The 23,953-nt window shown below is 69.7% G+C and carries 25 protein-coding genes; 13 read left to right on the top strand and 12 right to left on the bottom strand.

The genetic code is table 11. The features are described from left to right. Positions 1-29 precede the first annotated feature (29 nt). The 11 genes from ABIC35_RS06565 to ABIC35_RS06515 all read left to right on the top strand — a co-directional run bounded on the left by ABIC35_RS06565 (position 30) and on the right by ABIC35_RS06515 (position 13,588). On the top strand, positions 30-1,517 hold the full coding sequence (locus tag ABIC35_RS06565; protein WP_183049401.1) for an acyl-CoA ligase (AMP-forming), exosortase A system-associated: 1,488 nt from the start codon (positions 30-32) through the stop codon (positions 1,515-1,517). Next, on the top strand, positions 1,514-2,725 hold the full coding sequence (locus tag ABIC35_RS06560; RefSeq protein WP_121077706.1) for a pyridoxal-dependent decarboxylase, exosortase A system-associated: 1,212 nt from the start codon (positions 1,514-1,516) through the stop codon (positions 2,723-2,725). The genes ABIC35_RS06565 and ABIC35_RS06560 overlap by 4 nt, the downstream gene beginning before the upstream one ends. A gap of 138 nt (positions 2,726-2,863) precedes the next feature. After that, on the top strand, positions 2,864-3,460 hold the full coding sequence (locus tag ABIC35_RS06555; RefSeq protein ID WP_183049498.1) for an XrtA/PEP-CTERM system exopolysaccharide export protein: 597 nt from the start codon (positions 2,864-2,866) through the stop codon (positions 3,458-3,460). Further along, entirely contained in the window at positions 3,460-4,980 is a 1,521-nt protein-coding gene (locus tag ABIC35_RS06550) for an XrtA system polysaccharide chain length determinant (protein ID WP_121077702.1), read from the top strand. The genes ABIC35_RS06555 and ABIC35_RS06550 overlap by 1 nt, the downstream gene beginning before the upstream one ends. A gap of 3 nt (positions 4,981-4,983) precedes the next feature. After that, positions 4,984-5,838 carry an AAA family ATPase gene (locus ABIC35_RS06545; protein WP_121077700.1) on the top strand — a complete coding sequence of 285 codons (855 nt, stop codon included), beginning with the start codon at positions 4,984-4,986 and terminating at the stop codon, positions 5,836-5,838. Then, positions 5,835-7,421, top strand: a complete 1,587-nt coding sequence (locus ABIC35_RS06540; RefSeq protein WP_121077698.1) for a hypothetical protein — start codon at positions 5,835-5,837, stop codon at positions 7,419-7,421. The genes ABIC35_RS06545 and ABIC35_RS06540 overlap by 4 nt, the downstream gene beginning before the upstream one ends. 12 nt (positions 7,422-7,433) lie before the next feature. Beyond that, positions 7,434-8,498: an AAA family ATPase gene (locus ABIC35_RS06535; RefSeq protein WP_121077696.1), complete on the top strand. Its 1,065-nt coding sequence runs from the start codon at positions 7,434-7,436 to the stop codon at positions 8,496-8,498. A gap of 3 nt (positions 8,499-8,501) precedes the next feature. After that, entirely contained in the window at positions 8,502-9,347 is an 846-nt protein-coding gene (locus ABIC35_RS06530; RefSeq protein ID WP_121077694.1) for an XrtA system polysaccharide deacetylase, read from the top strand. Further along, positions 9,344-10,396: a FemAB family XrtA/PEP-CTERM system-associated protein gene (locus ABIC35_RS06525; protein WP_121077692.1), complete on the top strand. Its 1,053-nt coding sequence runs from the start codon at positions 9,344-9,346 to the stop codon at positions 10,394-10,396. The genes ABIC35_RS06530 and ABIC35_RS06525 overlap by 4 nt, the downstream gene beginning before the upstream one ends. Beyond that, on the top strand, positions 10,396-11,580 hold the full coding sequence (locus tag ABIC35_RS06520; protein ID WP_121077689.1) for a TIGR03087 family PEP-CTERM/XrtA system glycosyltransferase: 1,185 nt from the start codon (positions 10,396-10,398) through the stop codon (positions 11,578-11,580). The genes ABIC35_RS06525 and ABIC35_RS06520 overlap by 1 nt, the downstream gene beginning before the upstream one ends. Before the next feature lie 115 nt (positions 11,581-11,695). Beyond that, positions 11,696-13,588, top strand: a complete 1,893-nt coding sequence (locus tag ABIC35_RS06515; RefSeq protein ID WP_121077687.1) for an XrtA/PEP-CTERM system amidotransferase — start codon at positions 11,696-11,698, stop codon at positions 13,586-13,588. 1 nt (position 13,589) lies between these two features. On the opposite strand, the gene ABIC35_RS06510 is transcribed toward ABIC35_RS06515, so the two are convergent. Together ABIC35_RS06510 and ABIC35_RS06505 are read right to left on the bottom strand one after the other, a co-directional pair. Further along, on the bottom strand, positions 13,590-14,393 hold the full coding sequence (locus ABIC35_RS06510) for a fructosamine kinase family protein (RefSeq protein WP_121077685.1): 804 nt from the start codon (positions 14,391-14,393) through the stop codon (positions 13,590-13,592). Positions 14,394-14,404: 11 nt separating this feature from the next. Next, positions 14,405-14,683, bottom strand: a complete 279-nt coding sequence (locus ABIC35_RS06505) for a metal/formaldehyde-sensitive transcriptional repressor (RefSeq protein ID WP_121077683.1) — start codon at positions 14,681-14,683, stop codon at positions 14,405-14,407. Positions 14,684-14,780: 97 nt separating this feature from the next. Here ABIC35_RS06505 and ABIC35_RS06500 point away from each other — a divergent pair, with 97 nt between their 5' ends. Then, positions 14,781-16,106: a carbohydrate porin gene (locus ABIC35_RS06500; RefSeq protein WP_121077681.1), complete on the top strand. Its 1,326-nt coding sequence runs from the start codon at positions 14,781-14,783 to the stop codon at positions 16,104-16,106. A 7-nt stretch (positions 16,107-16,113) separates the two neighbouring features. On the opposite strand, the gene ABIC35_RS06495 is transcribed toward ABIC35_RS06500, so the two are convergent. The 10 genes from ABIC35_RS06495 to ABIC35_RS06450 all read right to left on the bottom strand — a co-directional run bounded on the left by ABIC35_RS06495 (position 16,114) and on the right by ABIC35_RS06450 (position 23,423). Beyond that, the gene (locus ABIC35_RS06495; RefSeq protein WP_121077679.1) at positions 16,114-16,878 is read right to left on the bottom strand and encodes a phosphoadenylyl-sulfate reductase; all 765 of its coding nucleotides are present in this window, start codon (positions 16,876-16,878) and stop codon (positions 16,114-16,116) included. After that, a complete protein-coding gene (locus ABIC35_RS06490; protein ID WP_121077677.1) occupies positions 16,871-17,296 on the bottom strand; it encodes a DUF934 domain-containing protein in 426 nt (141 codons plus the stop codon). The genes ABIC35_RS06495 and ABIC35_RS06490 overlap by 8 nt, the downstream gene beginning before the upstream one ends. Then, entirely contained in the window at positions 17,289-18,923 is a 1,635-nt protein-coding gene (locus ABIC35_RS06485) for a nitrite/sulfite reductase (protein ID WP_121077675.1), read from the bottom strand. The genes ABIC35_RS06490 and ABIC35_RS06485 overlap by 8 nt, the downstream gene beginning before the upstream one ends. A 3-nt stretch (positions 18,924-18,926) precedes the next feature. Then, complete coding sequence (locus ABIC35_RS06480; protein WP_121077673.1) at positions 18,927-19,223, bottom strand: DUF2849 domain-containing protein; 297 nt, start codon at positions 19,221-19,223, stop codon at positions 18,927-18,929. After that, a complete protein-coding gene (cobA, locus tag ABIC35_RS06475; RefSeq protein ID WP_121079459.1) occupies positions 19,220-20,017 on the bottom strand; it encodes a uroporphyrinogen-III C-methyltransferase in 798 nt (265 codons plus the stop codon). The genes ABIC35_RS06480 and cobA overlap by 4 nt, the downstream gene beginning before the upstream one ends. Before the next feature lie 83 nt (positions 20,018-20,100). Next, entirely contained in the window at positions 20,101-20,574 is a 474-nt protein-coding gene (gene moaC / locus ABIC35_RS06470) for a cyclic pyranopterin monophosphate synthase MoaC (RefSeq protein WP_121077672.1), read from the bottom strand. Further along, positions 20,571-21,341 carry an indole-3-glycerol phosphate synthase TrpC gene (gene trpC / locus ABIC35_RS06465; protein ID WP_121077670.1) on the bottom strand — a complete coding sequence of 257 codons (771 nt, stop codon included), beginning with the start codon at positions 21,339-21,341 and terminating at the stop codon, positions 20,571-20,573. Before trpC ends, moaC begins: the two co-directional genes overlap by 4 nt. Further along, the gene (gene trpD / locus ABIC35_RS06460) at positions 21,338-22,333 is read right to left on the bottom strand and encodes an anthranilate phosphoribosyltransferase (protein WP_121077667.1); all 996 of its coding nucleotides are present in this window, start codon (positions 22,331-22,333) and stop codon (positions 21,338-21,340) included. Before trpD ends, trpC begins: the two co-directional genes overlap by 4 nt. A 55-nt stretch (positions 22,334-22,388) precedes the next feature. After that, positions 22,389-22,793: a hypothetical protein gene (locus tag ABIC35_RS06455; RefSeq protein WP_121077665.1), complete on the bottom strand. Its 405-nt coding sequence runs from the start codon at positions 22,791-22,793 to the stop codon at positions 22,389-22,391. A gap of 45 nt (positions 22,794-22,838) precedes the next feature. After that, a complete protein-coding gene (locus ABIC35_RS06450; RefSeq protein WP_121077663.1) occupies positions 22,839-23,423 on the bottom strand; it encodes an anthranilate synthase component II in 585 nt (194 codons plus the stop codon). 114 nt (positions 23,424-23,537) lie between these two features. Here ABIC35_RS06450 and ABIC35_RS06445 point away from each other — a divergent pair, with 114 nt between their 5' ends. Next, complete coding sequence (locus ABIC35_RS06445; protein ID WP_354278352.1) at positions 23,538-23,948, top strand: hypothetical protein; 411 nt, start codon at positions 23,538-23,540, stop codon at positions 23,946-23,948. Positions 23,949-23,953 lie beyond the last annotated feature (5 nt).

Here is a 23,953-nt window from a genome sequence, read left to right as displayed (position 1 = left end):
GGCGGCGCTGCCAAGACTATGGGTGGTGCATGATCGCGCTCGATCCCGCCCCGCATCTTATAGACGCGCTGCCGCTCCGTGGCGCGCCGGACGCCGTTGCTTTGCAGGACAAGGCCGGCACGCTGAGCTATGCCGAACTCGAGGCGGCGGTCGGCGGCATGTCGCATGCGCTGGCCGTGCACGGCATGCCCGCCGGCGAGCGGGTGGCGAGCTGGCTGCCCAAGACGCGCGCGGCGTGCCTGCTGCCGCTCGCCGGCCCGCGCGCCGGACTGGTGCACGTGCCGATCAACCCGGCGCTCAAGCGGGCGCAGGTGGCGCATATCCTGGCGGACAGCGGCGCGCGGCTGCTGGTGACGCAGCAGGCGCGGCTGGCGGCGCTCGAGCCGGGGGACGTGCCCGCCGACTGTCGGATCGTCACGGAGGAAGAGCTGACCGGCACCGATCGGCTGCCGCCCGCGAGCGCCGACCCCGATGCGCTGGCGGGGATTCTCTACACCTCGGGCTCGACCGGGCGGCCCAAGGGGGTGATGCTCAGCCATGCCAATCTCTGGCTCGGCGCGATCAGCGTCGCGCATTATCTCAAGATCGCGCCCGAGGACCGGGTACTGGGCGTGCTGCCGCTCAGCTTCGACTATGGCCAGAACCAGCTTTTCTCGACTTGGGCCGCAGGCGCGCGGGTGGTGCCGCTCGACTATCTGACGGCGCGCGACGTGGTGAAGGCGGTGGCGCGGTTCGGCATCACCACGCTGGCCGGCGTGCCGCCGCTGTGGGTGCAACTGCTCGAGGCGGAATGGCCGGCGGACACTGCGGCGATGCTCAAGCGGCTGACCAACTCGGGCGGGGCGCTCACGCGGCCGCTGGTCCAAGGCTTGCGCGATCGATTTTCGCAGGCAGATCTCTTCCCGATGTACGGCCTCACCGAGGCGTTCCGTTCGACCTATCTCGATCCGTCGCTGGTCGACGCGCACCCGGACACGATCGGCCGCGCCATTCCCTTTGCCGAAATCCTGATCGTCGATGCCGAGGGGCGTCGCGCGCAGCAGGGCGAGCTCGTCCATGCCGGGCCGCTGGTCGCCAAGGGCTATTGGCGCGATCCCGAACGGACCGCGCTGCGCTTCCGCCCGGCACCGGCCTTTGCCGAGCACCAGGGCATGGCGGTCTGGTCCGGCGATACGGTCGCCGAGGATGCCGAGGGGCTGCTCCGCTTCGTCGGCCGCGACGACGAGATGATCAAATCCTCGGGCAACCGGATCAGTCCGACCGAGATCGAGGAGGCAGTGGTGGCCGGCGGCGAGACCAGCGAGGCGGTGGCGTTCGGTATCCCCGACCCGCGGCTCGGCCAGGCCATCCTCGTCGTCGCGCGCGGCGACGGCAGCCGGGAGGACGAACTGCGCGCGCGGTTGCGGCGCGAGTTGCCCAGCTTCCAGCAACCGGCACGCTATGTCTGGCGGGAAAGCCTGCCGCGGAACGCCAATGGCAAGCTCGACCGGTCCGGGCTGAAGACGGAGATCCTATGAACGCCAAGCCCACCGGGCCCATTCCCGCCGACTATGCCGCACAGCCGGACCTGCAGGTTGCGGGCCGCAGCGCCGCCGACTGGGCTTCGGCCGGCACGCCGCTCTACCTGTATGACGCGGGCGCGGTACAGGCGCGGATCGCCCGCTTCCGTGCGGCGATGCCGGAACGGGTGGCGTTGCATTATGCGATCAAGGCCAACCCGTTTCCGCCGCTGATCGCCGCCATCGCGCCCCAGGTCGACGGGATCGACGTCGCCTCCGCAGGCGAGATGGACAAGGCGCTGGCGGTGATGGACGCCGCGGCGATCAGCTTCGCCGGGCCCGGCAAGCGCGACGCGGAGCTGGAAGCGGCGATCCGGGCGGGGGTGACGCTCAACCTGGAGTCGGAGGGCGAGGCTGAGCGCGCGCTGGCAATCGGCGATCGGCTCGGCACCACGCCGCGGCTGGCGGTGCGGGTGAACCCCGATTTCGAACTGCGCGGCTCCGGCATGAAGATGGGGGGGCGGGCATCCCCCTTCGGGATCGACGCAGCGCGGGTGCCCGCACTCGTCCGCCGGCTGATCGCAGCCGGCGTCGACTGGCGGGGCTTCCACATCTATGCCGGCTCGCAGGCGCTGTCCGCCGAGGCGGTGATCGAGACGCAGAGCGCCACGATCGGCCTCGCCGCGCGCCTGGCCGACGAGGCAGGGGCGCTGCCGCCGCTGGTCAATCTCGGCGGCGGCTTCGGCATCCCCTATTTCCCGGGCGACCTTCCGCTCGACGCCGAGGCGGTGGGCGCGGCGCTGGCAGGCGAACTGGACCGGCTCGATACCCATTATGCGATCGAACTCGGCCGCTGGCTGGTCGGCGAAGCGGGGATCTATCTCGCCCGGGTGATCGATCGCAAGGAAAGCCAGGGCGAGACCTTTCTCGTCGTCGACGGCGGGCTCCACCACCATCTCGCCGCGACGGGCAATTTCGGCACCGTCGTGCGCCGCAACTATCCGATCGCCGTTGCCCACCGTATGCAGGATGCGCCCGAGGAGGTGGTGACCGTGGTCGGGCCGCTCTGCACCCCGCTCGACCGTCTGGCGGACCGCGTCGCGCTGCCCCGCGCCGAGGTGGGCGACCTGATCGCGATCTTCGCCTCGGGGGCCTATGGCGCCAGTGCCAGCCCGCAGGCGTTCCTCGGCCACCCGCCGGTTCGCGAGGTTCTGGCAGGAGTCTGACGCCTAACGCTAAATTTACGCGTCCTGCGCCATAGCTCGCCGTCCGGCACGGGTGCGCGACACGCCGCCTCGCTGCCGCTTGGAGGCACGGTAATGGCGGTTTCGTTCGGGATGAAGGCGGCGGCGACGCTGGCGCTGATGGCGCAGCTATCGGCGTGCGGCGGCGGCGGACCGCGTCCCGAGCTGCCCGCGGCGGGCTTCGTCGGCGCCAAGGAAGCGCCGAGCGACGAATATGTCATCGGCCCGCTCGACCAGCTCAACATCTTCGTCTGGCGCAATCCCGAGATCTCGACCAAGGTCCAGGTGCGCCCCGACGGCCGCATCACCACACCGCTGATCAACGACATGCCGGCGGTGGGCAAGACGCCGGCGATGCTCGCCGACGATCTAAAGCTCGCACTCAGCGAGTATATCAAGGACCCGATCGTCTCGGTGATCGTCGAGAATTTCTCGGGGACGTTCAGCCAGCAGATCCGCGTGGTTGGGGCGACCGAGAAGCCGGCCTCGCTGCCCTACCGCGCCAACATGTCGATCCTCGACGCGATGATCGCGGTGGGGGGGCTCAACGAATTCGCCGCGGGCAACCGCGCGCGGCTGGTGCGCTACGATCCGCAGACCGGCAAGCAGCGCGAATTCAAGCTCCGCCTCGCCGATCTCCTGAAGAACGGCGACACCTCGGCCAATGTCCGGCTAGAGCCGGGTGACGTGATCATCATCCCGCAGAGCATGTTCTGATGGGGGGGCTGTTCGACGAGGTCCGCAGCGCCATTCATGCGGTGTGGATGCGCCGCACGCTGGCGCTGGCAATTGCGTGGGTCGTCTGCGTGGTCGGCTGGGCGGCGGTATCGCGCATCCCCGACAGCTACGAGTCCAAGGCCCGGGTACTCGTCGAGCTGCGCCAGGTGCTGCCGAATGATGGCGGCGTGGCGGCTGCCGGCCAGCAGCAGGATATCGATCGCATCCGCCAGACCCTGACCAGTTCGGTGAACCTGGAGAAGGTCGTCCGCGGCACCGATCTGGCGAAGACGATCTCCAAGCCGGCGGATCTGGCCGCGCGCATCGCCGGGCTGCAAAAGGCGATCAAGCTCACCGCCCAGCAGGACAATCTGTTCGAGATTGCGGTGACCGGCGCCGATCCGGCGATCTGCCGGCAGGTGGTGGAAAAGCTGATCGCGCTGTTCCGCGACAACAAGCTCGCCGACAGCCGCGACGAAAGCAGCCAGTCGCTCGCCTTTCTCGACCAGCAGCTCGCCGAGCGCCAGCAGGCGCTGCAGGCTGCCGAGGCCAAGCGCGCCGAATTCCAGTCGCGCTTCCTGGGGAGCCTGCCGGGCACCGGTTCGCTCGACGACCGGATCGGCGCAGCGCAGCAGCAGATCCAGCAGATCGAAAGCGATCTCGCTGCGGCACAAAGCGGCTTGAGCGCGGTCAACGCACAGATGGCGGGCACGCCGGCGAGCGTGGCCGGGCAGGGGGGCGTCCCCGTCGGTACCGGGCCGGCCCGCGCCCGTCTCGCGGACCTGCAGGCCCAGCTTTCCGATGCCCGCGCGCGCGGCTTTACCGACGCGCATCCCGATGTGGTCGCGCTCAAGCGGCAGATCGCCGGGGCACAGGCGGCCGCGGCGCGCGAGCCGACCGGCGGCGGGGGCGGGGGTAGCTTCGCCAATCCGCTCTATCTCAGCCTCCGCTCAATGCAGGCGGACAAGGCCGCGCAGGTCGCAGCGCTCAGCCAGCGCCGTGCGCAGATCCAGGGCGATCTCGCGGCGCTCAGCGCCAAGCTCACCCAGGCGCCGCAGGCCGCTTCCGAACAGGGCCAGATCGACCGCGACTATCAGGTCCTCAAGGACCAGTATGCCAAGCTGCTCGCCGACCGCGAACAGCTGCGGATCAGCAGCCAGGCGCAGAGCCAGACCGATGCGGTGAAGTTCAGCGTCATCGACCCGCCGACCCAGCCACGCAGCCCCAGCTCGCCCAACCGGCCGATGCTGCTCACCGCGGTGCTGGTCGCGGGGCTGGGTGCGGGCATGGCGGCGGCGTTCCTGCTCTCCAAACTGCGCACGACCTTCGACACCGCGAGCCGGCTCGAACGGGCCAGCGGCATGCCGGTGATCGGTTCGATCGGCGAGGTGGTCACGCCGCGCCAGCGGGCGCGGCGGCGCAAGCAGCTCCAGCATTTCCTCGGCGGCGTGGTGGGGCTGGGCGTTGCCTATGCCGCGATCCTGCTCGTCGGCATGCTCCACCATGGCGCCGGAGCCTGAACGATGAACGAACATAGCCCCAAGCGCTTCACCGGCTCGCTGATCCAGCGCGCGGTCGCGATGATGCCGGGACTTCCGGCAGAGGAAGCGCCCGCTACGGCAAAGCCGACGCCGACGGTGCCGGATCGCCCGATGGTGCCGATCGACCGCAACCGCCTCGCCGCCGCGGGTATGCTGGTGCCCGGCGGGCCGATCACGCCGCTCGCCGAGGAGTTCCGCATGGTGAAGCGGCAACTGCTGCTCACCGCCCGCGGCGTCGCCGGCGTCGATGCCGATCGCGCGCGGATGATCCTGGTCTGCTCGGCCCAGCCTGACGAGGGCAAGACTTTCTGCGCGATCAACCTCGCGCTTTCGATGGCGGCCGAGAAGGATGTCGAGATCCTGCTGGTCGACGCCGATTTCGCCAAGCCCGACGTCTCCAAGCGCCTGGGCATGGGCGAGGGGCCGGGGCTGCTCGATGCGCTGGCCGGCCAGATCGATGTCGAGGCCTGCATCGTCGACACCGACGTGCCGCAGCTCGCGATCCTGCCCGCCGGCACCCGCAGCGTTAGCGACACCGAGCTGCTGGCGAGCGATGGCGCGCGGGCGATGCTGGATCGCCTGGCCGCGGCCAACCCCCGCCGTATCGTGATCTTCGACTCGCCGCCCGCCTTGGCTGCGTCGCCCGCCTCGGTGCTGGCGCTGCATGTCGGGCAGACGATGATGGTGGTGCGCGCCGATCGTACCAGCGAGGAGGATATCCGCGCCGCCGTCGCCGCGCTCGACGGGTGCGAGCATATCCAGCTCGTGCTCAACGCGGTGTCGTTCCAGCCCTCGGGCCGGCGCTTCGGCAGCTATTACGCGCAGGCTGGCCGGTGATCCGTGGCGCGATCGTGCTGGCCGTCTGCGCCGCCGCGATCGTGCCCGCGGCCGCCCAGCGCCGCGCGACCGTCACGCCCTATATCGAGGTGAGCCAGGTCGCCACCGCCGAACTCAACGGCGGCGAGACGCTGACCTACTCGCAGCTCGGTGCCGGGCTCGACGGCAGCATCCGTACCCGCCGGGTGCAGGTGCAGGTGAGCTACCAATATCAGCACCGTTTCGCCGAGAAGGGCAGACTGCAGTCGGGTGACAGCCATAACGGCCTCGCCCAGGCGCGGATCGCCGTCGCCCGCGGTTTGACGCTGGAGGCTGGCGCCGTCGCCACCCGGACCCGCACCGATGCGCGCGGCGATGCGCTGACCGGCAATGCGGCCACTGCGCGCAACGTGAGCCAGCTCTATTCGGGCTATGTCGGCCCCAAGCTCGACACCCATGCCGGCCCGCTGTTCGTGCAGGGCGCCTATCGCTTCGGCTTCACCAAGGTGGACGGTGGCGCAGCGACCGGCGTTTCCTCGACGCTGCCCGAGGTTAATCGGTTCGACCAGTCCACCTCGCATGCGGTGAATGCCAGCATCGGCACCAAGCCCGGCGCGGTGCTGCCGATCGGGCTCAGTGTCACCGGCGGTCTGGTGCGCGAGAATGCCAGCCAGCTCGACCAGCGCTTTGCCAGCAGTTCGGCGCGCGGCGACGCGATCGCGCCGATCAGCCGCACGGTCGCGCTGGTCGGCGGGGCGGGGTACGAGCAGATCACCGTCCGCCAGCGCGATCCGCTGCTCGGGGCCGGTGGCCAGCCGGTGGTGGATGGGGCGGGGCGGTATGTCACCGATCCCGCATCGCCCGTGCGGATCGCCTATGATTTCGACGGCATGTTCTGGGATGGCGGCGTGCTCTGGCGGCCGAGCCGTCGAACCGCGTTCGAGGTGCGGATCGGCCGCCGCTACGGGGCGATGCGCTATACCGGCAGCTTCACCTTCCAGCGGAACAACGGCAGCGGCATCCAGGTGGCGGTGTACGATACCGTCGAAACCTATGGCCAGCAGGTCGGCGGCAGCCTTGCCGCGCTGCCGGTAGGCTTCGTCACCACCGCCGATCCGTTCGGCAATCAGGCCGGTGCCTGCATCTACGGCACCAGCGGGGCTGCGGCAGGCGGGTGCATCGCCGGCGCCTTCTCCTCGGCGGCGACGGCAGCCTATCGCGGCCGCGGGCTGACCGCCAATGCGGTGTGGAGCCGCGGCACCACCCGGCTCGGCGTCGGCGGCGGCTTCGCCCGGCGCGACTTCCTCACCCCCGTCGCCGCGACCGCCGGCGGTGGCAGCTGGGACGAGAGCTTCTACGCCCAGGCCTTCGCCGCGCTCGCCGCCGGACGCGACGGGACGATCGGGCTCAACCTGCTCGCCAGCTATTATGACGGGGACATCCCCGGCAGCACCGCCGTGTTCGGCTGGGGCGCCAACACCGCCTACACCCGCCGCCTCGGCCGCCTGAGCCTGACGGCAACGGCGGGCCTCTACGGCTCGATGCGCGACGGCTCCGACCAGGCATCGGCACAGGCGCTGATCGGAGCGCGCTATGGTTTTTGAGAGACTGCACGCATGATGGACGATCATTACGGGCTGCGCGGCCGGCCGTTCCAGCTGACCCCCGATCCGCGCTTCTGGTTCGATACCGCGACCCATGGCAAGGCGATGGCCTATCTCGGCTATGGCCTCAGCCAGGGCGAGGGCTTCGTCGTCATCACCGGCGATCCGGGGGCGGGCAAGACGACGCTGCTCGGCCATCTGCTCGCCGAGCTCGACGGCGAACGGCTGAACGTGATCAAGATCGTCTCCACCCATCTGCGCGCCGACGACATGCTGCGGCTGGTGGCGCAAGGGCTCGGGCTGCCGGGGGACGACCTCTCCAAGGCGGCGCTGCTGCTGGCGATCGAGCGCGGGCTGCACGAAGTCGCGCGTGCCGGGCGCCGCACGCTGCTGGTGGTGGACGAGGCCCAGGCGCTGCCGGGCGAGAGCCTGGACGAGCTGCGCATGCTCTCCAACTTCCAGGCCGGCGGCTATCCGCTGCTCCAGATCTTCCTGCTCGGCCAGCCCGAGTTCCGCCTCGTGCTCCAGCAGCCCGCCTTCGAGCAGCTGCGCCAGCGCGTGATCGCGATGCACCATCTCGCGCCGATGGAGGTGGAGGAGGTCGAGGCCTATCTGATGCACCGGCTGATGCTGGTCGGTTGGAGCGGCCGTCCGCGCTTCACCGCCGATGCGCTGGCGGCGATGCACCGCTGGTCGGGCGGCATCCCGCGCCGGCTAAACCAGCTGGCGAGCCGGGTGCTGCTGTACGGCGCGGTCGAGCAGATCGAGAATTTCGGCGCGCCCGATGTCGCGGCGGTGATCGAGGATATCGAGCAGGAGGACGTGATCGAACCGGCGCCCGAGCCGGCACCGGAGCCCGCGCCGGTGCGCCCGGGTCGCGTCGCCGAACTGCGCACGGTGCCGGAAGGCTCGGCCGAGACCCGGGCGCTCGAGCGCCGCGTCGCCGAGCTGGAGGCGCAGGTCGCCTCGCAGTCGGATGCGCTGCGCCGCGTGCTCTCGCTGCTGGTCGACTGGGTGGAGAAGGACGATGGCCGCAGCGGCATCGACCTCGACGCCCTGCGCGGCAGTGCTGCCTGAGCCATGGACGTGCGCAACGGCCTGTCGGTCGACGTCGAGGACTGGTTCCAGGTCGGCGCCTTCGAGACCACGATCGCGCGTGGCGACTGGGACCGGCTCGAGCGACGCGTCGAGGCGAATACCGATCGGGTGCTCGCGCTGTTCGAAGAAGCGGGCGTGCAGGGCACCTTCTTCACGCTCGGCTGGGTGGCGGAGCGGCACCCTAAGCTGATCCGCCGCATCGCCGAAGCCGGTCACGAAGTCGCCAGCCATGGCTGGGACCATGCCCGCGTCTTCACCCTGACGCCCGACCAGTTCCGCGAGGACCTCGCCCGCGCCCGCGCCGCGCTGGAGGATGCTGCGGGCGTGGCGGTAAACGGCTACCGGGCGCCGAGCTTCTCGATCGACCGGCGCACGCCCTGGGCGCACGCGGTGCTGGCCGAGGCAGGCTATTGCTACTCGTCGAGCATCGCGCCCATCGCGCATGATCATTATGGCTGGCCCGATGCGCCGCGCGCGCCGTTCCGCCCGCTGCCCGATGCGGGGCTGATCGAGCTGCCGATCACGATCGCGAGGGTGCTGGGGCGCGAGGTCACCGCGGGTGGCGGCTTCTTCCGGCTGCTGCCGCAGCGGGTGACCGACCGCGCGATCCGCACTGCCAATGCGCGCGGCGCGGCGGCGATGTTCTACTTCCATCCCTGGGAGGTCGACCCCGGCCAGCCGCGGGTCCGCGGGGCACCTCTCAAGTCGCGCCTGCGCCATTATGCCCGGCTGGGCGCGATGGAGGGCAAGCTGCGGACCCTCCTCGGGGCGCACGATTGGGGCCGAGTGGATGCGATCGCCGCTCGGGCGGCGGAGCGGCTGGCGTGACCTTGACCGTCGGCACGGCCGATCTGCACGATGCGAGTGAGCGCGGGCGTCTTGCCGCCTGGGTCGATGCGCAGGCGGATGCCACGCCGTTTCACCTACCCGAGTGGAGCATGGCCGTGGCGAAGGGCTGCCGCCAGCGCAGCCATTATCTGGTGGCGGAGGGCGCAGGCGGCCGGATTGCCGGCGTGCTGCCGCTCACCGCGATCGCCTCCCCGCTGTTCGGCCGGGCGCTGGTGTCTATCGGCTTCGGCGTGGGGGGCGGCATTCTTGCCGAGCCCGGCCCCGTGGTGATGGCGCTTGGCCAGGCGGCGTGGCGCCTCGCCGATCGCCTGCGGTGCCCCAGCGTCGATCTGCGCGGCGGCCCCTGCCCGGGGAGGGACTGGGTGCGCGACGACACCACCTATCTCGGCTTCGTCCGCCGGCTCGCGGCCGATGACGAGGCCGAACTGCTCGCCGTGCCGCGCAAGCAGCGCGCCGAGCTGCGCAAGGCGCTTGCCGCGGAGCTGACGGTGGAGACGGGCGCGGATCGGGCCGCGCGACGCGCCCATTACGGCGTATATGCGGAAAGTGTCCGCAACCTCGGCACGCCGGTCTTCCCGACGGCGCTGTTCGCGGCGGTGCTGGAAGCGTTCGGGGCGGAGGCGGACATCCTGACCATCCGACACGAGCGCCGCGCGGTGGCGAGCGTGCTCAGCCTTTATTGGCGCGACACCGTCTATCCCTATTGGGGCGGGGGGACCGAGGCGGCACGGGGGCTGCGCGCCAACGATCGGATGTACTTCGCGCTGATGGCGCATGCCCGCGCGCGGGGGTGCTCACGCTTCGATTTCGGACGCTCCAAGGCCGGTACCGGCGCCGCGGCGTTCAAGAAGAACTGGGGCTTCGTGCCCGAGCCCCTCGTCTATTTCTCCCGCCATGCCGAAGGCGCGGCACCGCGCAGCATCAATCCGCTCGATCCTAAATACCGGCTGCAGGTAGCGGCGTGGAAGCGGCTGCCGCTCTGGGCGGCCAATCGCATCGGGCCGCTGCTCTCGCGCGGGCTCGGCTGATGGGTGATGTCCTGTTCCTCGCCCACCGCATGCCCTTTCCGCCCGATCGCGGCGACAAGATCCGCGCCTATCATCTGCTGCGCCATCTCGCCCGGAACCACCGCGTCCACCTCGTCGCCTTCGCCGACGATCCCGCGGACCTGCAGCACCAGGACGGCCTTGCGTCCTGTACGGCGAGCCGCACGATCGTCTGGCGGGACGCGCCGACGGTCTGGACGGGGGCCCGCGCGCTGCTACGGCACCAGCCGGTGTCCGTCGTCGCCTTCGCCGACCCGGCTGTGCACGACGCAGTGGACGCGCTGCTCGTGGCGGAGCCGATCGAGACGATCTTCGTCTTCTCCAGCCAAATGGCACAGCATCTGCCGCCGGTCCGCAAGCAGCGGGTGATCATGGATTTCGTCGACATGGATTCGGCCAAGTTCGCCGCTTATGCGGAGGGCGGGCGCGGGCCGATGGCCTGGGTCCATCGGCGCGAGGCGCGGCTGCTCCTCGCCCATGAACGACGCGTCGCTGGCGAAGCCGATGCCAGCCTGTTCGTCAGCGAGGCCGAGGCGGCGCTGTTCCGGGAGCGCACGAGCGCCCCCCGCGTCCATGCGATCGAGAACGGCATCGACACGGTCTTCTACGATCCCGCAGGCGGGTTCGAGGCCATGGTGGGCGAGGGGCCGCTGCTCGTCTTCACCGGCCAGATGGATTACCGCCCGAACATCGAGGCAGTTATCTGGTTCGCCGACAAGGTGTTGCCGCGCATTCGGTGCGCGCACCCCGAGGCGCACTTTGCCATCGTCGGCCGCGCGCCGACGCCGGCCGTGCAGGCCTTAGCGGAGCGGCCGGGCATGCTCGTCACCGGCAGCGTGCCCGACGTGCGCGACTGGCTTGCCGCGGCCGCGCTGGTGGTGGCGCCGCTGCAGCTGGCGCGCGGCATCCAGAACAAGGTGCTGGAGGGGATGGCGATGGCGCGGGCGGTGGTCGCCTCGCCGGCCGCCGCCGAGGGGATCGACCACGCCGGTACGCTCTGCATCGCCGAGGGCGCGGACGCATTCGGCGATGCGGTGCTGCGCCTCCTCGACGATCCCGGTACCGCCGCCGCCCTCGGCGCGTCCGCCCGCGCGCGCGTAATCGCCCGCTACAGCTGGGATGCGCGGCTGGCACCGCTCGACGCGCTGCTCGCCGGATCGGCATGAGCGGGCGCACCGCCGGGGTGGCGCGGCGGCGTTCGGCTTGGTACCGCCCCGCCACGATGCGAAGGATGGACAGCAACAATCGGGTAGGGATCGGCAGCCGCGAGGGCCTGCGCTGATGTGCGGCATCGCTGGCCTCTTCTATCCCGGCCTTCCCAAGCCGATCGACCCCGCGCGTATCGTCGCGATGAGCGACGCCCAGGCGCATCGCGGGCCCGATGGCTCGGGGGTGTGGTGCGTGGCAGGGGTGGGGCTCGGCCATCGCCGGCTGGCGATCATCGACCTCGAAGGCGGGGTGCAGCCGATGGCGCTGCCCGACCAGAGCCTCGCCGTCACCTTCAATGGCGAGATCTACAATTTCCGCGAGGTCCGCGCCGAACTCGAGGCGCTGGGCGCCCGCTTCGTCACCGACAGCGACACCGAGGTGCTGCTCCATGGCTGGCGCGCCTGGGGGCCGGACCTCCTCGCCCGGCTGAACGGCATGTTCGCCTTCGCGCTCTACGACGCGACCAGCCAGAGCCTGTTCCTCGCCCGCGACCGGTTCGGGGTGAAGCCGCTCCATTATGCCGAGCTCGCCGATGGCGCGATCGCCTTCGCCTCCGAGCTGAAGGGGCTGCTCGCGCATCCGCTGCTGCGCCGCGCTGCCGATTTTCGCGCGGTCGAGGATTATCTGGCGCTGGGCTATGTACCCGACGACGCCAGCATCGTCGCGGGCGTGCAGAAGCTGCCGGCCGGGCATTTCCTGCTGCTCCAGCGCGGCCGCCCGGCGCCGCAGCCGGTGCGCTGGTGGGATATCGACTTCACCCGCCGCGCCACCGGCCGCCCCCGCGACCTCAAGGCCGAACTCATCGAGCGGATGCGCACCGCCGTCCGCTCGCGGATGATCGCCGACGTGCCGCTCGGCGCATTCCTCTCGGGCGGCGTCGACAGCTCGGCCGTGGTCGCGCTGATGGCCGAGCGCAGCAAGGCGGCGGTGAAGACGTGCACGATCGGCTTCGACGAGGCGGGGCTGGACGAGACCGCCCATGCGGCGAAGGTCGCGGCACGCTTCGCCACCAGCCACCGCACCCGCACCGTCGGGGCTGAGGATTACGGCCTGATCGACACGCTGGTCGCTGCCTTCGACGAACCCTTCGCCGATGCCTCGGCGCTGCCGACCTACCGCGTCTGCCAGCTCGCCCGCGAGAACGTCACCGTCGCGCTGTCCGGTGACGGCGCCGACGAGGCGCTGGCCGGCTACCGCCGCCACCGCTTCTTCGCCGCCGAGGAGCGGGTCCGCGGCCTGCTGCCGCCGGATCTGCGGACGCGGGTGTTCGGGCGGCTGGGCGCGCTCTATCCCAAGGCAGACTGGGCGCCGCGCCCGTTCCGCGCGAAGACCACGCTGCTCGCGCTCGCCGAGGATGGGGCGGAGGCCTATGCCAAGGCGGTCGGCGTCACTACGCCTGCCCTGCGTAACCAGCTCTACAGCGACACGGCACGGGCGGCGCTCGACGGCTATCGCGCCGAGGCGCGCTATGTCGAGACGATGCGGAACGCGCCCGCGCGCGACGCGCTCGACCGCGCCCAATATGCCGATATCCGGCACTGGCTGCCAGGCGACATCCTCACCAAGGTCGACCGAACCAGCATGGCGGTTGGGCTGGAGGCGCGCGAGCCGCTGCTCGACCACCGGCTGGTCGAATTCGAGGCGAGCTTGCCGCCGTCGCTCCGCATCTGGGGCGGGCAGGGCAAGTGGCTGATGAAGAAGTCGCTCGAGCCCTGGCTGCCGCGCGAGATCCTCTATCGCCCCAAGATGGGCTTCGTCACCCCGATCAGCGCCTGGTTCCGCCATGCGCTCGCCGACGAGGCAGCGGCGCTCGCCCGTTCGCCGCTACTTCTGCAGAGCGGCTGGTTCGAGGCGCGCACGATCACCCGGCTCGCCGAAGACCACCGCGCCGGCCGCGCCGAGCATGGCCGCACGCTATGGCAGCTGGTGATGCTGGAGCGCAGCCTCGCGCGGCTGTTTGGCTGAATTACTCGACCGCGACCAGCGCCGCTTCCACCGCGCCGATATAGCTGCTGCCGAACAGCCGCAGATGCACGAGTAGTGGCCATAGCCGATAGACTGGCTGCCGTTCCTTCCAGCCCGGCGCGAGCCCCAGCGCATCGAAAAACGGGGGCGGCGGCGCGTCGAACAGGGTGAGCATGGCGGCATCGACTTCGCGGTCGCCATGATAGCAGGCGGGATCGATCAGTGCGGTCACCCGGCCGCCGGAGGTCAGCACATTGCCGCCCCAGAGGTCGCCGTGGAGCAGCGCGGGCGCGGGGTGCTTCGGCAGCAGGTCGGGAAGGCGATCGGCCAGCCGATCGAGGCGCCGGGCCAGCGATGGCGGAACGTGCGGCGCGTGCGTCCGCAGTCTTCGCTCCGCCCAGAAACTCGGCCAGTCGTCTGCGACGCCGTTTGGGATGGCAACACGCCCGAAGGCGTAATCCGCCGGCCAGCCATAGGCGCGGCCCGGTACCGCATGCATAGACTGAAGCACCGTCGCGAGGCTGTCCCAGCTTGTGCCGAGTTGGCCGTCGTTCGGCATTTCCTCGATGAGGAGCAGGTCTTCGCCCACCGCGAGTACCGCCGGTGCCGGCGCTCCTCTCGCAGCGATCGCGACCAGCATCTCGGCCTCTTCCGAAACCAGCGGCCCCTGTTTGGCGATCGCGCTGCCGCCATCGGCCAGCCGCAGACGGCGGACCGCGGAAAGATCCCCGCCGGAGAGCGCCGCCGCACCCAGGACTGGCACTCCGAGCAGCGCGGCGGCACGATCGGCGAGGCTGGTCTGCATGCGCGCTCCGATCAGGTGAGATAGCGGTGGACGATCGCGACCAGTTCCTCGGCCGCCTGTACCTTGGGATCGTCCGCGGCGGCGCCGGGTTCCAGCATATGCTCGCGGATATGATCCTCGATCACTTCGGCGATGAAGCCATCCAGCGCGCCGCGGCACGCCGTCGCCTGCTGCAGCACGCGAGCGCATTCGGTGTCCGCCTCGACCGCGCGCTCTATCGCCTCGACCTGCCCGCGCAATCTTTTCAGTCGGTTGAGCAGCTTCTGCTTCTCGCGCGCGACATGGCCCATTCTGCGTCGTTCCGTTCTGCTTGCCTGATACCCCCCTAGGGTATACGGGCGCCCCCGTCGAGTCGGCGATCTCCGCCGGATTTCGGGGTGCACGTCCATGATCCACGCCTTCCCCAAGTCGGCCGCCGCCGCGGCCGCGCTGTTCTTCCTGCTGCCGGTAGCAGCGCAGGCGCAGGACACGGGCGACCCGCAGACCTTCGCTGTGCATGGTCAGGCGACGATGGTGGTGCAGGGCGTGGGCGGCTTCACCGATCCCTATCGCGGGCCCAACAGCCTGACGCCCAAGCAGGTGCGCGAGACGATCGACCTGACGCTCTACGCCGGGGTGCGGCCCTGGGCGGGCGGCGAGCTGTGGGTGAACCCGGAGATCGACCAAGGCTTCGGTCTGTCCAACACGCTGGGCGTGGCCGGCTTTCCCAGCGCCGAGGCCTATAAGGTCGGCAAGGACGAGCCCTATCTGCGACTCCAGCGGCTGTTCTTCCGTCAGACGATCGGGTTGGGCGGGGAGACGAGCGCGGTGGCACCCGCGATGAACGTGCTGGGCGGCACCCAGACGGCGAACCGGCTGGCGCTGACGCTGGGCAAGTTCGGCGTCGGCGACGTGTTCGACACCAACCGCTATGCCCATGATCCGCGCGGCGATTTCCTTAACTGGTCGGCGGTGGATACCGGCAGCTTCGATTATGCCGCCGATGCCTGGGGCTATTCCACCGGCGTTGCGGCCGAATGGTATCAGGGCGCGTGGACGCTGCGCGCCGGGCTGTTCAACCTGTCCAAGGTGCCCAACGGCGAGACGCTGGAGCGCGACTTCCGCCAGTACCAGGTCGATATCGAGGTCGAGCATCGCCACCTGCTCGGCGGCCAGCCCGGCGCGATCCGCGTCACGGCCTTCCGCAATCGCGGGCAGTTCGGCCGGTTCGACGACGCCCTGGCGCTCGGTGCGGCGCAGGGACAGGCGGCGGATACGGCGTTGGTCCGCCAGCGCACGACCCGCATGGGCCTTGGGGTGAATGCGGAGCAGGCGGTGACCTCGACGCTAGGCCTGTTCGCCCGCGCGGGCTTTGCCGACGGATCGATCGAGCCCTACGACTTCACCGATATCGATCGCACCGCCCAGCTCGGCGCATCGCTGAACGGCGCTGGGTGGGGGCGGGCGAACGACCGCGTCGGGCTGGTCGGCATCGTCAACGGCATCTCGCGCGAGCACCAGCGTTATCTCGATGCCGGGGGCGTGGGCGTGCTGGTCGGCGACGGCAAGCTGCCCCACCCTGGCAGCGAAGCGCTCGCCGAAGCCTATTATGACTGGCAGCCGCGCAAGGGCTTCGACGTGACGCTGGATTATCAGTTCGTCGCCAATCCGGGCTACAACCGCGATCGCGGGCCGGCCAATATATTCGCCGTACGGTTCCACGGCGGGTTCTGAGGTAGCGTCAGAACACCGGCTGGTTGGCGTCGTCGTCGCTCGTCGGCGTGTGGATGCCGCATTCGGTCTTGTCCCAGCCGCGCCAGCGGCCCGCGCGCGGATCTTCGCCCGGCTTAACCCGGCTCGTGCACGGCGCGCAGCCGATCGAGGGATAGCCCTGTGCTACCAGCGGGTGCACCGGCAGGTCGTGCGCGGTGAAATAGGTATCGAGATCGGCCTTGGTCCAATCCGCCAGCGGATTGATCTTGAGCCGCTCGCCGTCGAGTTCGAAGCGCGGCAGGGCGGCGCGGGTGCTCGCCTGGAACGCCTTGCGCCCGGTGATCGTCGCGTCGAAGCCGGCCAGGCCTGCCTCCAGCGGCAGCACCTTGCGGATCTCGCAGCAGCCGTCCGGGTCGTAGGACCAGCGCAGCTCGGTGCCGTCGCGCTTGGCGAGCAGCTCGGGGTCGGGCTGCAGGTTGCGGAAGTCGGTGAGGCCCAGCCGTTCGACCAGCAGGTCGCGATAGGCGAGCGTCTCGGGGAAATGTTTTCCGGTATCGAGGAACAGCACCGGCACCGAGCGATCGACACTGGCGACCAGATGCAGCAGCGCCGCCGACTCCGCGCCGAAGGACGAGACGATCGCCGTCTCGCCGGTCAGCTTCTCGGCCAGCACCGTGCGCAGCATATCAAGCGTGGGGACGCCGAGGAACCGGGTGTTGAGCCGCACCGCATCCGCCTCGGTGAAGCGGGGCGTCACGTCGATCCGGTCGATCTGGCGCGCGGGTTCAGCCATGGCGCAGTTTCCACACCGGCACGATGGTGTCGGCCGCCGCCTGGTAGCGGAAGTCGTAGCGGTCGAGCGCGGCTTCCAGCGTCGCCGCGTCGATCGGCGCGTCGGGGGCGAAGCTGTCGAAGCCGCAGCGGCGCATCAGCGGGATCTGGTCGACCAGCACGTCGCCCTGCGCGCGCAGCTCGCCCTTGTACCCGGCCTCGCGCAGGATGCGCGCGCTCGAATAGCCGCGGCCGTCGCGGAAGCTGGGGAAGCTGACCTCGACCAGCGCGATACGGCCCAGATGCGGGAGGAGCGCGCGCGCATCCTCGCCGGCTTCGATCCGCACCGCGGTGGCATTGGACTGGCCGAAGAAGCTGTCGAGCGTCACGGCCGGCTCGTCATGCGCCTCGTCGTCGCGGTAGCGCAGGAACTCAACCATAGATGGCCTCCTTGAACGGTGCCATGCCGATGCGGCGATAGGTGTCGACGAAGCGCTCGCCGGGAGTGCGCTCGCGGACATAGAGGTCCGTCGCGCGCTCGATCGCGTCGACCACGCCGTCCTCGCTGAAGCCAGGGCCGGTGATGTCGGCCAGGCTCACGTCCTCGGCGCCCGATCCGCCGAGCAGCAGCTGGTAATTCTCGGTGCCTTTCCGGTCGACGCCCAGGATGCCGATATGGCCGGCGTGGTGGTGGCCGCAGGCGTTGATGCAGCCCGAGATCTTGAGCTTCAGCTCGCCCAGGTCGCGCTGGCGGGCGGGATCGGCGAAGCGTTCGCTGATCTTCTGCGCAAGCGGGATCGAGCGGGCATTGGCGAGGCTGCAATAATCGAGGCCCGGGCAGGCGATGATATCGCTGATCAGGTCGAGATTGGCCTCGGCCAGCCCCGCCTCGCGCAACGCGGTCCAGACTGCGTACAGATCGGCCTTGCGGACGTGCGGCAGCACGATGTTCTGGGCATGGGTGACCCGCAGCTCGTCGAAGCTGTAGCGTTGGGCGAGATCGGCCATCACGTCGATCTGGTCGGCCGAGGCGTCGCCCGGGATGCCGCCGATCGGCTTGAGGCTGATCGTGACCACGGCATAGCCCGGCGCCTGGTGGGCGTGGACGTTCTGGTCGAGCCACACGGCGAAATCCGGATCGCTGCGGTCGACCGTATCGGGCGCGTCGGCCTCGAACGCCGGGGGCGCGAAATAGGCGGCGATGCGATCGAACTCGGCCTGGGGCGGATCGATGCCGAGCGCCTTCACCGCCTGGAACTCTTCCTCGACCTGGCGGGCATATTCCTCGGCGCCCAGGGCATGGATGAGGATCTTGATCCGCGCCTTGTAGATATTGTCGCGCCGGCCGTGGCGATTGTAGACGCGCAGGCACGCCTCCAGATAGCTGACGAAGTCGGCGAAGGGCACGAACTCCTTGATCAGCGACGCGATCATCGGCGTGCGGCCCATGCCGCCGCCGGCATAGATGCGCGCGCCGAGTTCGCCGGCGTCGTTGCGGACGATCTGGATGCCGATATCGTGCAGCCGCATCGCCGCCCGATCGGTGTCGCTGGCGATCACCGCGATCTTGAACTTGCGGGGCAGGTAGCTGAATTCGGGGTGGAAGGTGCTCCACTGGCGGAGCAGCTCGGCCCAGGGGCGCGGATCGGTGATCTCGTCGGCCGCGGCGCCGGCGAACTGGTCCGAGCTGATGTTGCGGATGCAGTTGCCGCTGGTCTGGATCGCATGCATCTCCACCGTCGCCAGCTCGGCGAGGATGTCGGGCGCGTCCTCCAGCTTGATCCAGTTATACTGGAGGTTCTGGCGGGTGGTGAAATGGCCATAGCCGCGATCGTACTTGCGGGCGATGTGCGCCAGCAGGTGCATCTGCCGGCCGTTGAGCGTGCCATAGGGCACCGCCACGCGCAGCATATAGGCGTGCAGCTGCAGATAAAGCCCGTTCATCAGCCGCAGCGGCTTGAACTGGTCCTCGGTCATGTGGCCGGCGAGGCGGCGCTGGACCTGGTCGCGGAATTCCTCGACGCGCGCGGCGACGATCGAGGCATCATATTCGTCGTACTTGTACATGGTTCAGATCACCCAGCTTCCGGCCTGCGGGTCGGCGGGCTTGAGGGTCAGGTCCGGGCGCACGGTGGGGCCGAGCGCACGGATGCGGTCCTTGATGTGCGCGGGGCGGGGGCCTTCCGGCGTCGCCTCCGCGTCGATCACATAGGGTACGTTGACCCGGCGCGCGGCCTCTTCGGTCGCGGCGAGTACGTCGCCCTTGTCACCCACATCGACGGCCTCGGCCAGGTGGCGCGACCAGTTTTCGCCGGTCCACCAGACCACGTCGCCGGTGGGAAGATCGTTGCCTGTCAGCAGCTTCATGCCTGATCCTCGCCCAGCGTCTCAGCAGTGCGCGCCCAGCGGGCGAGCTTGTCCTCGGCGTCCGCCAGCAGCGTCACTTCGCCGACGACGATGATCGCCGGGCTCTGCACCTCCTCGCGCTCGACCATCGGACCGAGATCGGCGAGCAGCGTGCGGATCGCGCGGTGGCCTTCCAGCGTGGCGCGCTCCAGCACCGCCACCGGCATGTCGGGTGCTACGCCGTCGGCCATCAGCTTGTCGGCGATCGCCGAGGCGGTGGCGACGCCCATATAGATCACCAGCGTGCGGCCCTTGCCGGCGAGCCCCGACCAGTCCTGGTCGGTCAGCCCCTTGCACTGGCCGGCGACGAAGCTGACCGCGCTCGACCAGTCGCGATGGGTGAGCGGCAGCATCGCCTCGGCAGCGGCGCCCAGCGCGGCGGAGACGCCGGGGATCACTTCCACCGGCAGCCCGGCCTCGCGGACGGCCTCCACTTCCTCGCCGCCGCGGCCGAAGATGAATGGGTCGCCGCCCTTGAGGCGGACGACGACCGCGCCGGTCTTCACATGCGCGACGATCAGCGCGTTGATCGATTCCTGGGGCAGCGTGTGCTTCGAGCGGCGCTTGGCGACCGAGATGCGGTGCGCCTGGGGGGCGAGATCGAGCACGCGATCGTCGACCAGCCCGTCATGGACGAGCACGTCGCACGCCTTGAGCGCTGCGACGGCACGGACGGTGAGCAGGCCGGGGTCGCCGGGACCCGCGCCGACGAGGATCACGCGGCCGCGGGAGTTTGGGTCGAGAAGCGTTGCCATGGTGCCGCACATGGCCCGGTGGCTGCGGCAGGGCAATGGAGGATCGGTTTGGGGCGGCTAAGGGATTCTTTGCCGCCCCGGCCTCAGCCTTGGGCGCGCCAGTCGCCCGACTTGCCGCCGGTCTTGGTCAGCAGACGGATGTCGCTCAGCACCATGCCCTTATCGAGCGCCTTGGCCATGTCGTAGAGCGTGAGCAGCGTCACCGAGACGGCAGTGAGCGCTTCCATCTCCACCCCGGTCTTGCCCCCGGTCGCCGCGGTGGCGGTCGCGGTTACGCCGGTTTCGTCGAGGTCGAGGTCGATCGCGACGCGGGTGAGGGGCAGCGGGTGGCAGAGCGGGATCAGCTCGGACGTCTTCTTCGCCGCCATGATCCCGGCGATGCGCGCGGTGGCGAGCACGTCGCCCTTCTTGACGCTGCCCGCGCGGATCGCCGCGGCGGCTTCGGTCGACAAGGTGATGCGGCCCCGCGCCACCGCCTCGCGCGCGGTCACTGCCTTGCCGCCGACATCGACCATGTGGGCGGCGCCGGTTTCGTCGAGATGGGTAAGCCCGCTCACCCGACCAGCGCCCGCGTCGCCGCTTCGACATCGGCCTGTCGCATAAGCGATTCGCCGATCAGGAAGCAGCGGATGTCGTGCTCGGCCATCGCGTCGAGATCGGCGCGGGTGTTGAGGCCGGACTCGGCCACGAAGGTGCAGTCCTTCGGCGCGTGGCGGACGAGGTCGTACGTTTTCTGCACATCGACATCGAAGGTCTTGAGATTGCGGTTGTTCACCCCGATCAGCCGCGACTTGAGCTTGAGCGCGCGCTCCAGTTCGTCGGCGTCGTGGACCTCGACCAGCGCGTCCATGCCCAGTTCGAAGGCCGCGGCTTCGATCTCGGCCATCTGGCCGTCGTCGAGCGCCGACACGATAATCAGGATCGCATCGGCGCCGATCGCGCGCGATTCCTCGACCTGCCAAGGATCGATCAGGAAATCCTTGCGGATCACCGGCAGGTCGCACGCGGCGCGGGCGGCGATCAGATAGTCCTCATGGCCCTGGAAATACGCATTGTCGGTCAGCACCGAGAGGCACGCGGCGCCGCCGGCCGCATAGGCGCAGGCATGAGCGGGCGGATCGAAATCGGCGCGGATCAGGCCCTTTGAGGGGCTCGCCTTCTTGATCTCCGCGATCAGGCCATAGCCGCCAGCCGCCGCACGCGCGTCGAGCGCTGCCTTGAAGCCGCGCGGCGCAGAGGGCGCCGGCCAAGCCTGCGGGCTCGCCTTGCGGGCGGCGACTTCGGTGCGCTTGGTGGCGATGATCGTGTCGAGAATGGTGCTCATGCGAAGGCGATCCAGCAGTCGAGAAGGGCGTTGGCAAGCCCGTTGTCGAGCATCTCGGCGGCTTCCTCCACCCCGTCCCGTAGGTCATCGGCACGGCCCGCGACCATCAGTGCGGCAGCCGCGTTGAGCAGCACGGCGTCGCGATAGGCGCCGTGCTCGCCCTGGAGCAGGCGGCGCAGCGCCACGGCGTTGTACTCGGGGTCGCCGCCGCGAATGGCGGTCAGCGGATGGCGGGGGAGCCCGGCATCCTCGGGGATGATCCGGGTCGGCAGCTTGGCGCGGCCGACATTGACCACCACGCTCGCCGCCTCGGTGGAAAGCTCGTCCAGCGCGTCCTCGCCCGAGACGATCGCCGCCGCCTCGACGCCAAGCTGCTCCAGGGCCTCGGCATAAACCGGGGCGTAGTCGGGCCGCGCGATACCGATCAGCTGGTGGCGGACATGCGCCGGGTTGGCGAGCGGGCCCATCAGGTTGAAGATCGTCCGCCGCCCGATCCGCCGCCGGATCGGCGCGATTCGGCCGAGCGACGGGTGGTGGTGCTGGGCGAAGAGGAAGGCGATGCCGATCTCTTGCAGGCTTTCCTCGGCCCGTGCCGCGGCGCGATCGAGGTTGAGCCCCAGCGCCTCCAGCGTATCCGCCGCGCCCGCCTTGGAAGAAGCGGCACGGTTGCCGTGCTTCGCCACCGGCACCCCAGCGGCGGCGACGACGAGGCTCACCGCGGTCGAGACGTTGAGGGTATGGTGCCCGTCGCCGCCGGTACCGCACACGTCGATCGCGCCTTCGGGAGCGGTGACCGGGATCAGCCGGTTGCGCAGTGCGCGGGCGGCCTCGGCGATTTCGATGCTGGTCTCGCCGCGCACGGAGAGCGCGATGAGAAAGGCCTCGATCTCCGCCTCGGGCGCGGTGCCGTCGAGAATGTCGGCAAAGGCCTGCGCGGCGGTCTCGCGGGCAAGCGGGGAGGACGGGTCGGGAAGCAGGCTCAGGCTGGTCACGCCGCCTCTATTCCGGGGCGCGGCCAGCCTGTCGAGCAAATCCTGCTTGGGGGGCTTAGTTGCTCTTCTTCGGCTTGGTGTAGGGCACGAACTCGCCGAGCGAAACGAAGCCGCGCGGGAAGTAGGAGTTGCGATCGATCAGCCGCACCGTATCGATGCTGCACAGCTGTGACCCGAAGGTGTTGGTCACCAGGATCGAATTGTCGTCGAGCTGCTCGGCACCGCCGCGCGGCTGGTTCACGTACAGCGTGTTGCCCAGCGTATAGACGATCGCCTTGCCGTCGATGATCTGGCTCGAACCGGCACGATCGAGACTGATGCAATCGACCGGCTTGCCCGCGACTCGGCCATCGAGCAGCTTGGCGAGCTGCTGTTCCGGTGTGTCGCGATGGCGGGCGTTGGCGACGGGTGCCGCAAGCAGCGCGGCACCGGCGAGCAGGGAGGCGAGGATCGGTTTCATGGCATTTCTCCTGGCATGACTGCGATGAACCGAGGCTGAAGCAGGTCAGGCGGTGGCCGTCGCCTCGATGCCGGCCAGGCGCAGGAAGTTGGCGAGCATGGCGTGGCCGTGCTCGGTGGCGATGCTCTCCGGGTGGAATTGCACGCTGTGGATCGGCAGCGACGCGTGGCGGAAGCCCATCACCGATCCGTCCTCGGCGGTGGCATTCACCACCAGGCTCTCGGGAATGTCGGTGACGATCAGCGAGTGGTAGCGCGTCGCGATGAAGGGCGAGGGCAGGTTGCTGAACAGCCCGGTGCCGTCATGGGTGACCGGCGAGGTCTTGCCGTGCATCAGCCCGCCGCGGACCACGCTGCCGCCGAAATGCTGGCCGATCGCCTGGTGCCCCAGGCACACGCCGAGCAGCGGCTTGCCGAGATCGGCGCAGGCGGCGACCAGATCGAGGCTGATCCCGGCCTCGTTCGGCGTGCACGGCCCCGGCGAGATCAGGAAGCCTTGCGCATTGCTGGCGATCGCCTCGTTCGCGGTCAGGGCGTCGTTGCGCACCACCTGCACCTCCACGCCCAGCTCCATCAGATAATGGACGAGGTTCCAGGTGAAGCTATCGTAATTGTCGAGAACGAGGATCATGGGCGCAGACCTAGGCGCTCGAAGGCGCTTGCACAATCCGGCCTTGTGGCCGCCACAGTGCCGCGGCACCGCTGGCAGGGCAGGGACGTTGTGTCACCTCCCAGGAGTATTCCCATGCTTGCCCGTTTGATGCTTGCTACCGCCCTGCTCGCCGCACCGGCGTTCGCCCAGACCCAGGACCAGCCTGCCCCCGAAGGCCCGCCGCAGCGCGTGCGCAGCATTCTGCTGTACGGCGACCAGAGCTGCCCGAAGCCGGCCAACCCGGACGAGATCGTCGTCTGCTCGAACGCGGGCGATTCGCCCTATCGAATCCCCAAGCGCTTCCGCGACCAGCCCAAGGAGGACGCGCCTTCGACCAGCTGGTCGCGCCGGATGGAAGTGGTGGAGGAGGTCAACCGCGCGGGCCTGCCGAACAGCTGCTCCGCGATCGGCAGCGGCGGCCAGACGGGCTGCAGCCGGCAGGCGCTGCAGCAATGGTATCAGGACAAGCTCGACCGCGAGGTGAAGGGCTCGCGCGTTCCCTGAGCCTC

The organism is Sphingomonas trueperi (genome assembly GCF_040545965.1).
In the GTDB taxonomy this organism is placed as follows: domain Bacteria; phylum Pseudomonadota; class Alphaproteobacteria; order Sphingomonadales; family Sphingomonadaceae; genus Sphingomonas; species Sphingomonas trueperi_C.
Note: the sequence above shows the minus strand (reverse complement) of the source record. Positions and strands in the feature narration are given on the sequence as shown.

What these genes read in the sequence shown, in the direction of transcription:
- ABIC35_RS06565 (WP_183049401.1), top strand. Translation starts at nt 30, where the DNA reads ATGATCGCGCTCGATCCCGCCCCGCATCTTATAGACGCGCTGCCGCTC.
- ABIC35_RS06560 (WP_121077706.1), top strand. Translation starts at nt 1,514, where the DNA reads ATGAACGCCAAGCCCACCGGGCCCATTCCCGCCGACTATGCCGCACAG.
- ABIC35_RS06555 (WP_183049498.1), top strand. Translation starts at nt 2,864, where the DNA reads ATGGCGCAGCTATCGGCGTGCGGCGGCGGCGGACCGCGTCCCGAGCTG.
- ABIC35_RS06550 (WP_121077702.1), top strand. Translation starts at nt 3,460, where the DNA reads ATGGGGGGGCTGTTCGACGAGGTCCGCAGCGCCATTCATGCGGTGTGG.
- ABIC35_RS06545 (WP_121077700.1), top strand. Translation starts at nt 4,984, where the DNA reads ATGAACGAACATAGCCCCAAGCGCTTCACCGGCTCGCTGATCCAGCGC.
- ABIC35_RS06535 (WP_121077696.1), top strand. Translation starts at nt 7,434, where the DNA reads ATGATGGACGATCATTACGGGCTGCGCGGCCGGCCGTTCCAGCTGACC.
- ABIC35_RS06530 (WP_121077694.1), top strand. Translation starts at nt 8,502, where the DNA reads ATGGACGTGCGCAACGGCCTGTCGGTCGACGTCGAGGACTGGTTCCAG.
- ABIC35_RS06520 (WP_121077689.1), top strand. Translation starts at nt 10,396, where the DNA reads ATGGGTGATGTCCTGTTCCTCGCCCACCGCATGCCCTTTCCGCCCGAT.
- ABIC35_RS06515 (WP_121077687.1), top strand. Translation starts at nt 11,696, where the DNA reads ATGTGCGGCATCGCTGGCCTCTTCTATCCCGGCCTTCCCAAGCCGATC.
- ABIC35_RS06510 (WP_121077685.1), bottom strand. Translation starts at nt 14,393, where the DNA reads ATGCAGACCAGCCTCGCCGATCGTGCCGCCGCGCTGCTCGGAGTGCCA.
- ABIC35_RS06505 (WP_121077683.1), bottom strand. Translation starts at nt 14,683, where the DNA reads ATGGGCCATGTCGCGCGCGAGAAGCAGAAGCTGCTCAACCGACTGAAA.
- ABIC35_RS06500 (WP_121077681.1), top strand. Translation starts at nt 14,781, where the DNA reads ATGATCCACGCCTTCCCCAAGTCGGCCGCCGCCGCGGCCGCGCTGTTC.
- ABIC35_RS06495 (WP_121077679.1), bottom strand. Translation starts at nt 16,878, where the DNA reads ATGGCTGAACCCGCGCGCCAGATCGACCGGATCGACGTGACGCCCCGC.
- ABIC35_RS06490 (WP_121077677.1), bottom strand. Translation starts at nt 17,296, where the DNA reads ATGGTTGAGTTCCTGCGCTACCGCGACGACGAGGCGCATGACGAGCCG.
- ABIC35_RS06485 (WP_121077675.1), bottom strand. Translation starts at nt 18,923, where the DNA reads ATGTACAAGTACGACGAATATGATGCCTCGATCGTCGCCGCGCGCGTC.
- ABIC35_RS06480 (WP_121077673.1), bottom strand. Translation starts at nt 19,223, where the DNA reads ATGAAGCTGCTGACAGGCAACGATCTTCCCACCGGCGACGTGGTCTGG.
- cobA (WP_121079459.1), bottom strand. Translation starts at nt 20,017, where the DNA reads ATGGCAACGCTTCTCGACCCAAACTCCCGCGGCCGCGTGATCCTCGTC.
- trpC (WP_121077670.1), bottom strand. Translation starts at nt 21,341, where the DNA reads ATGAGCACCATTCTCGACACGATCATCGCCACCAAGCGCACCGAAGTC.
- ABIC35_RS06455 (WP_121077665.1), bottom strand. Translation starts at nt 22,793, where the DNA reads ATGAAACCGATCCTCGCCTCCCTGCTCGCCGGTGCCGCGCTGCTTGCG.
- ABIC35_RS06450 (WP_121077663.1), bottom strand. Translation starts at nt 23,423, where the DNA reads ATGATCCTCGTTCTCGACAATTACGATAGCTTCACCTGGAACCTCGTC.
- ABIC35_RS06445 (WP_354278352.1), top strand. Translation starts at nt 23,538, where the DNA reads ATGCTTGCCCGTTTGATGCTTGCTACCGCCCTGCTCGCCGCACCGGCG.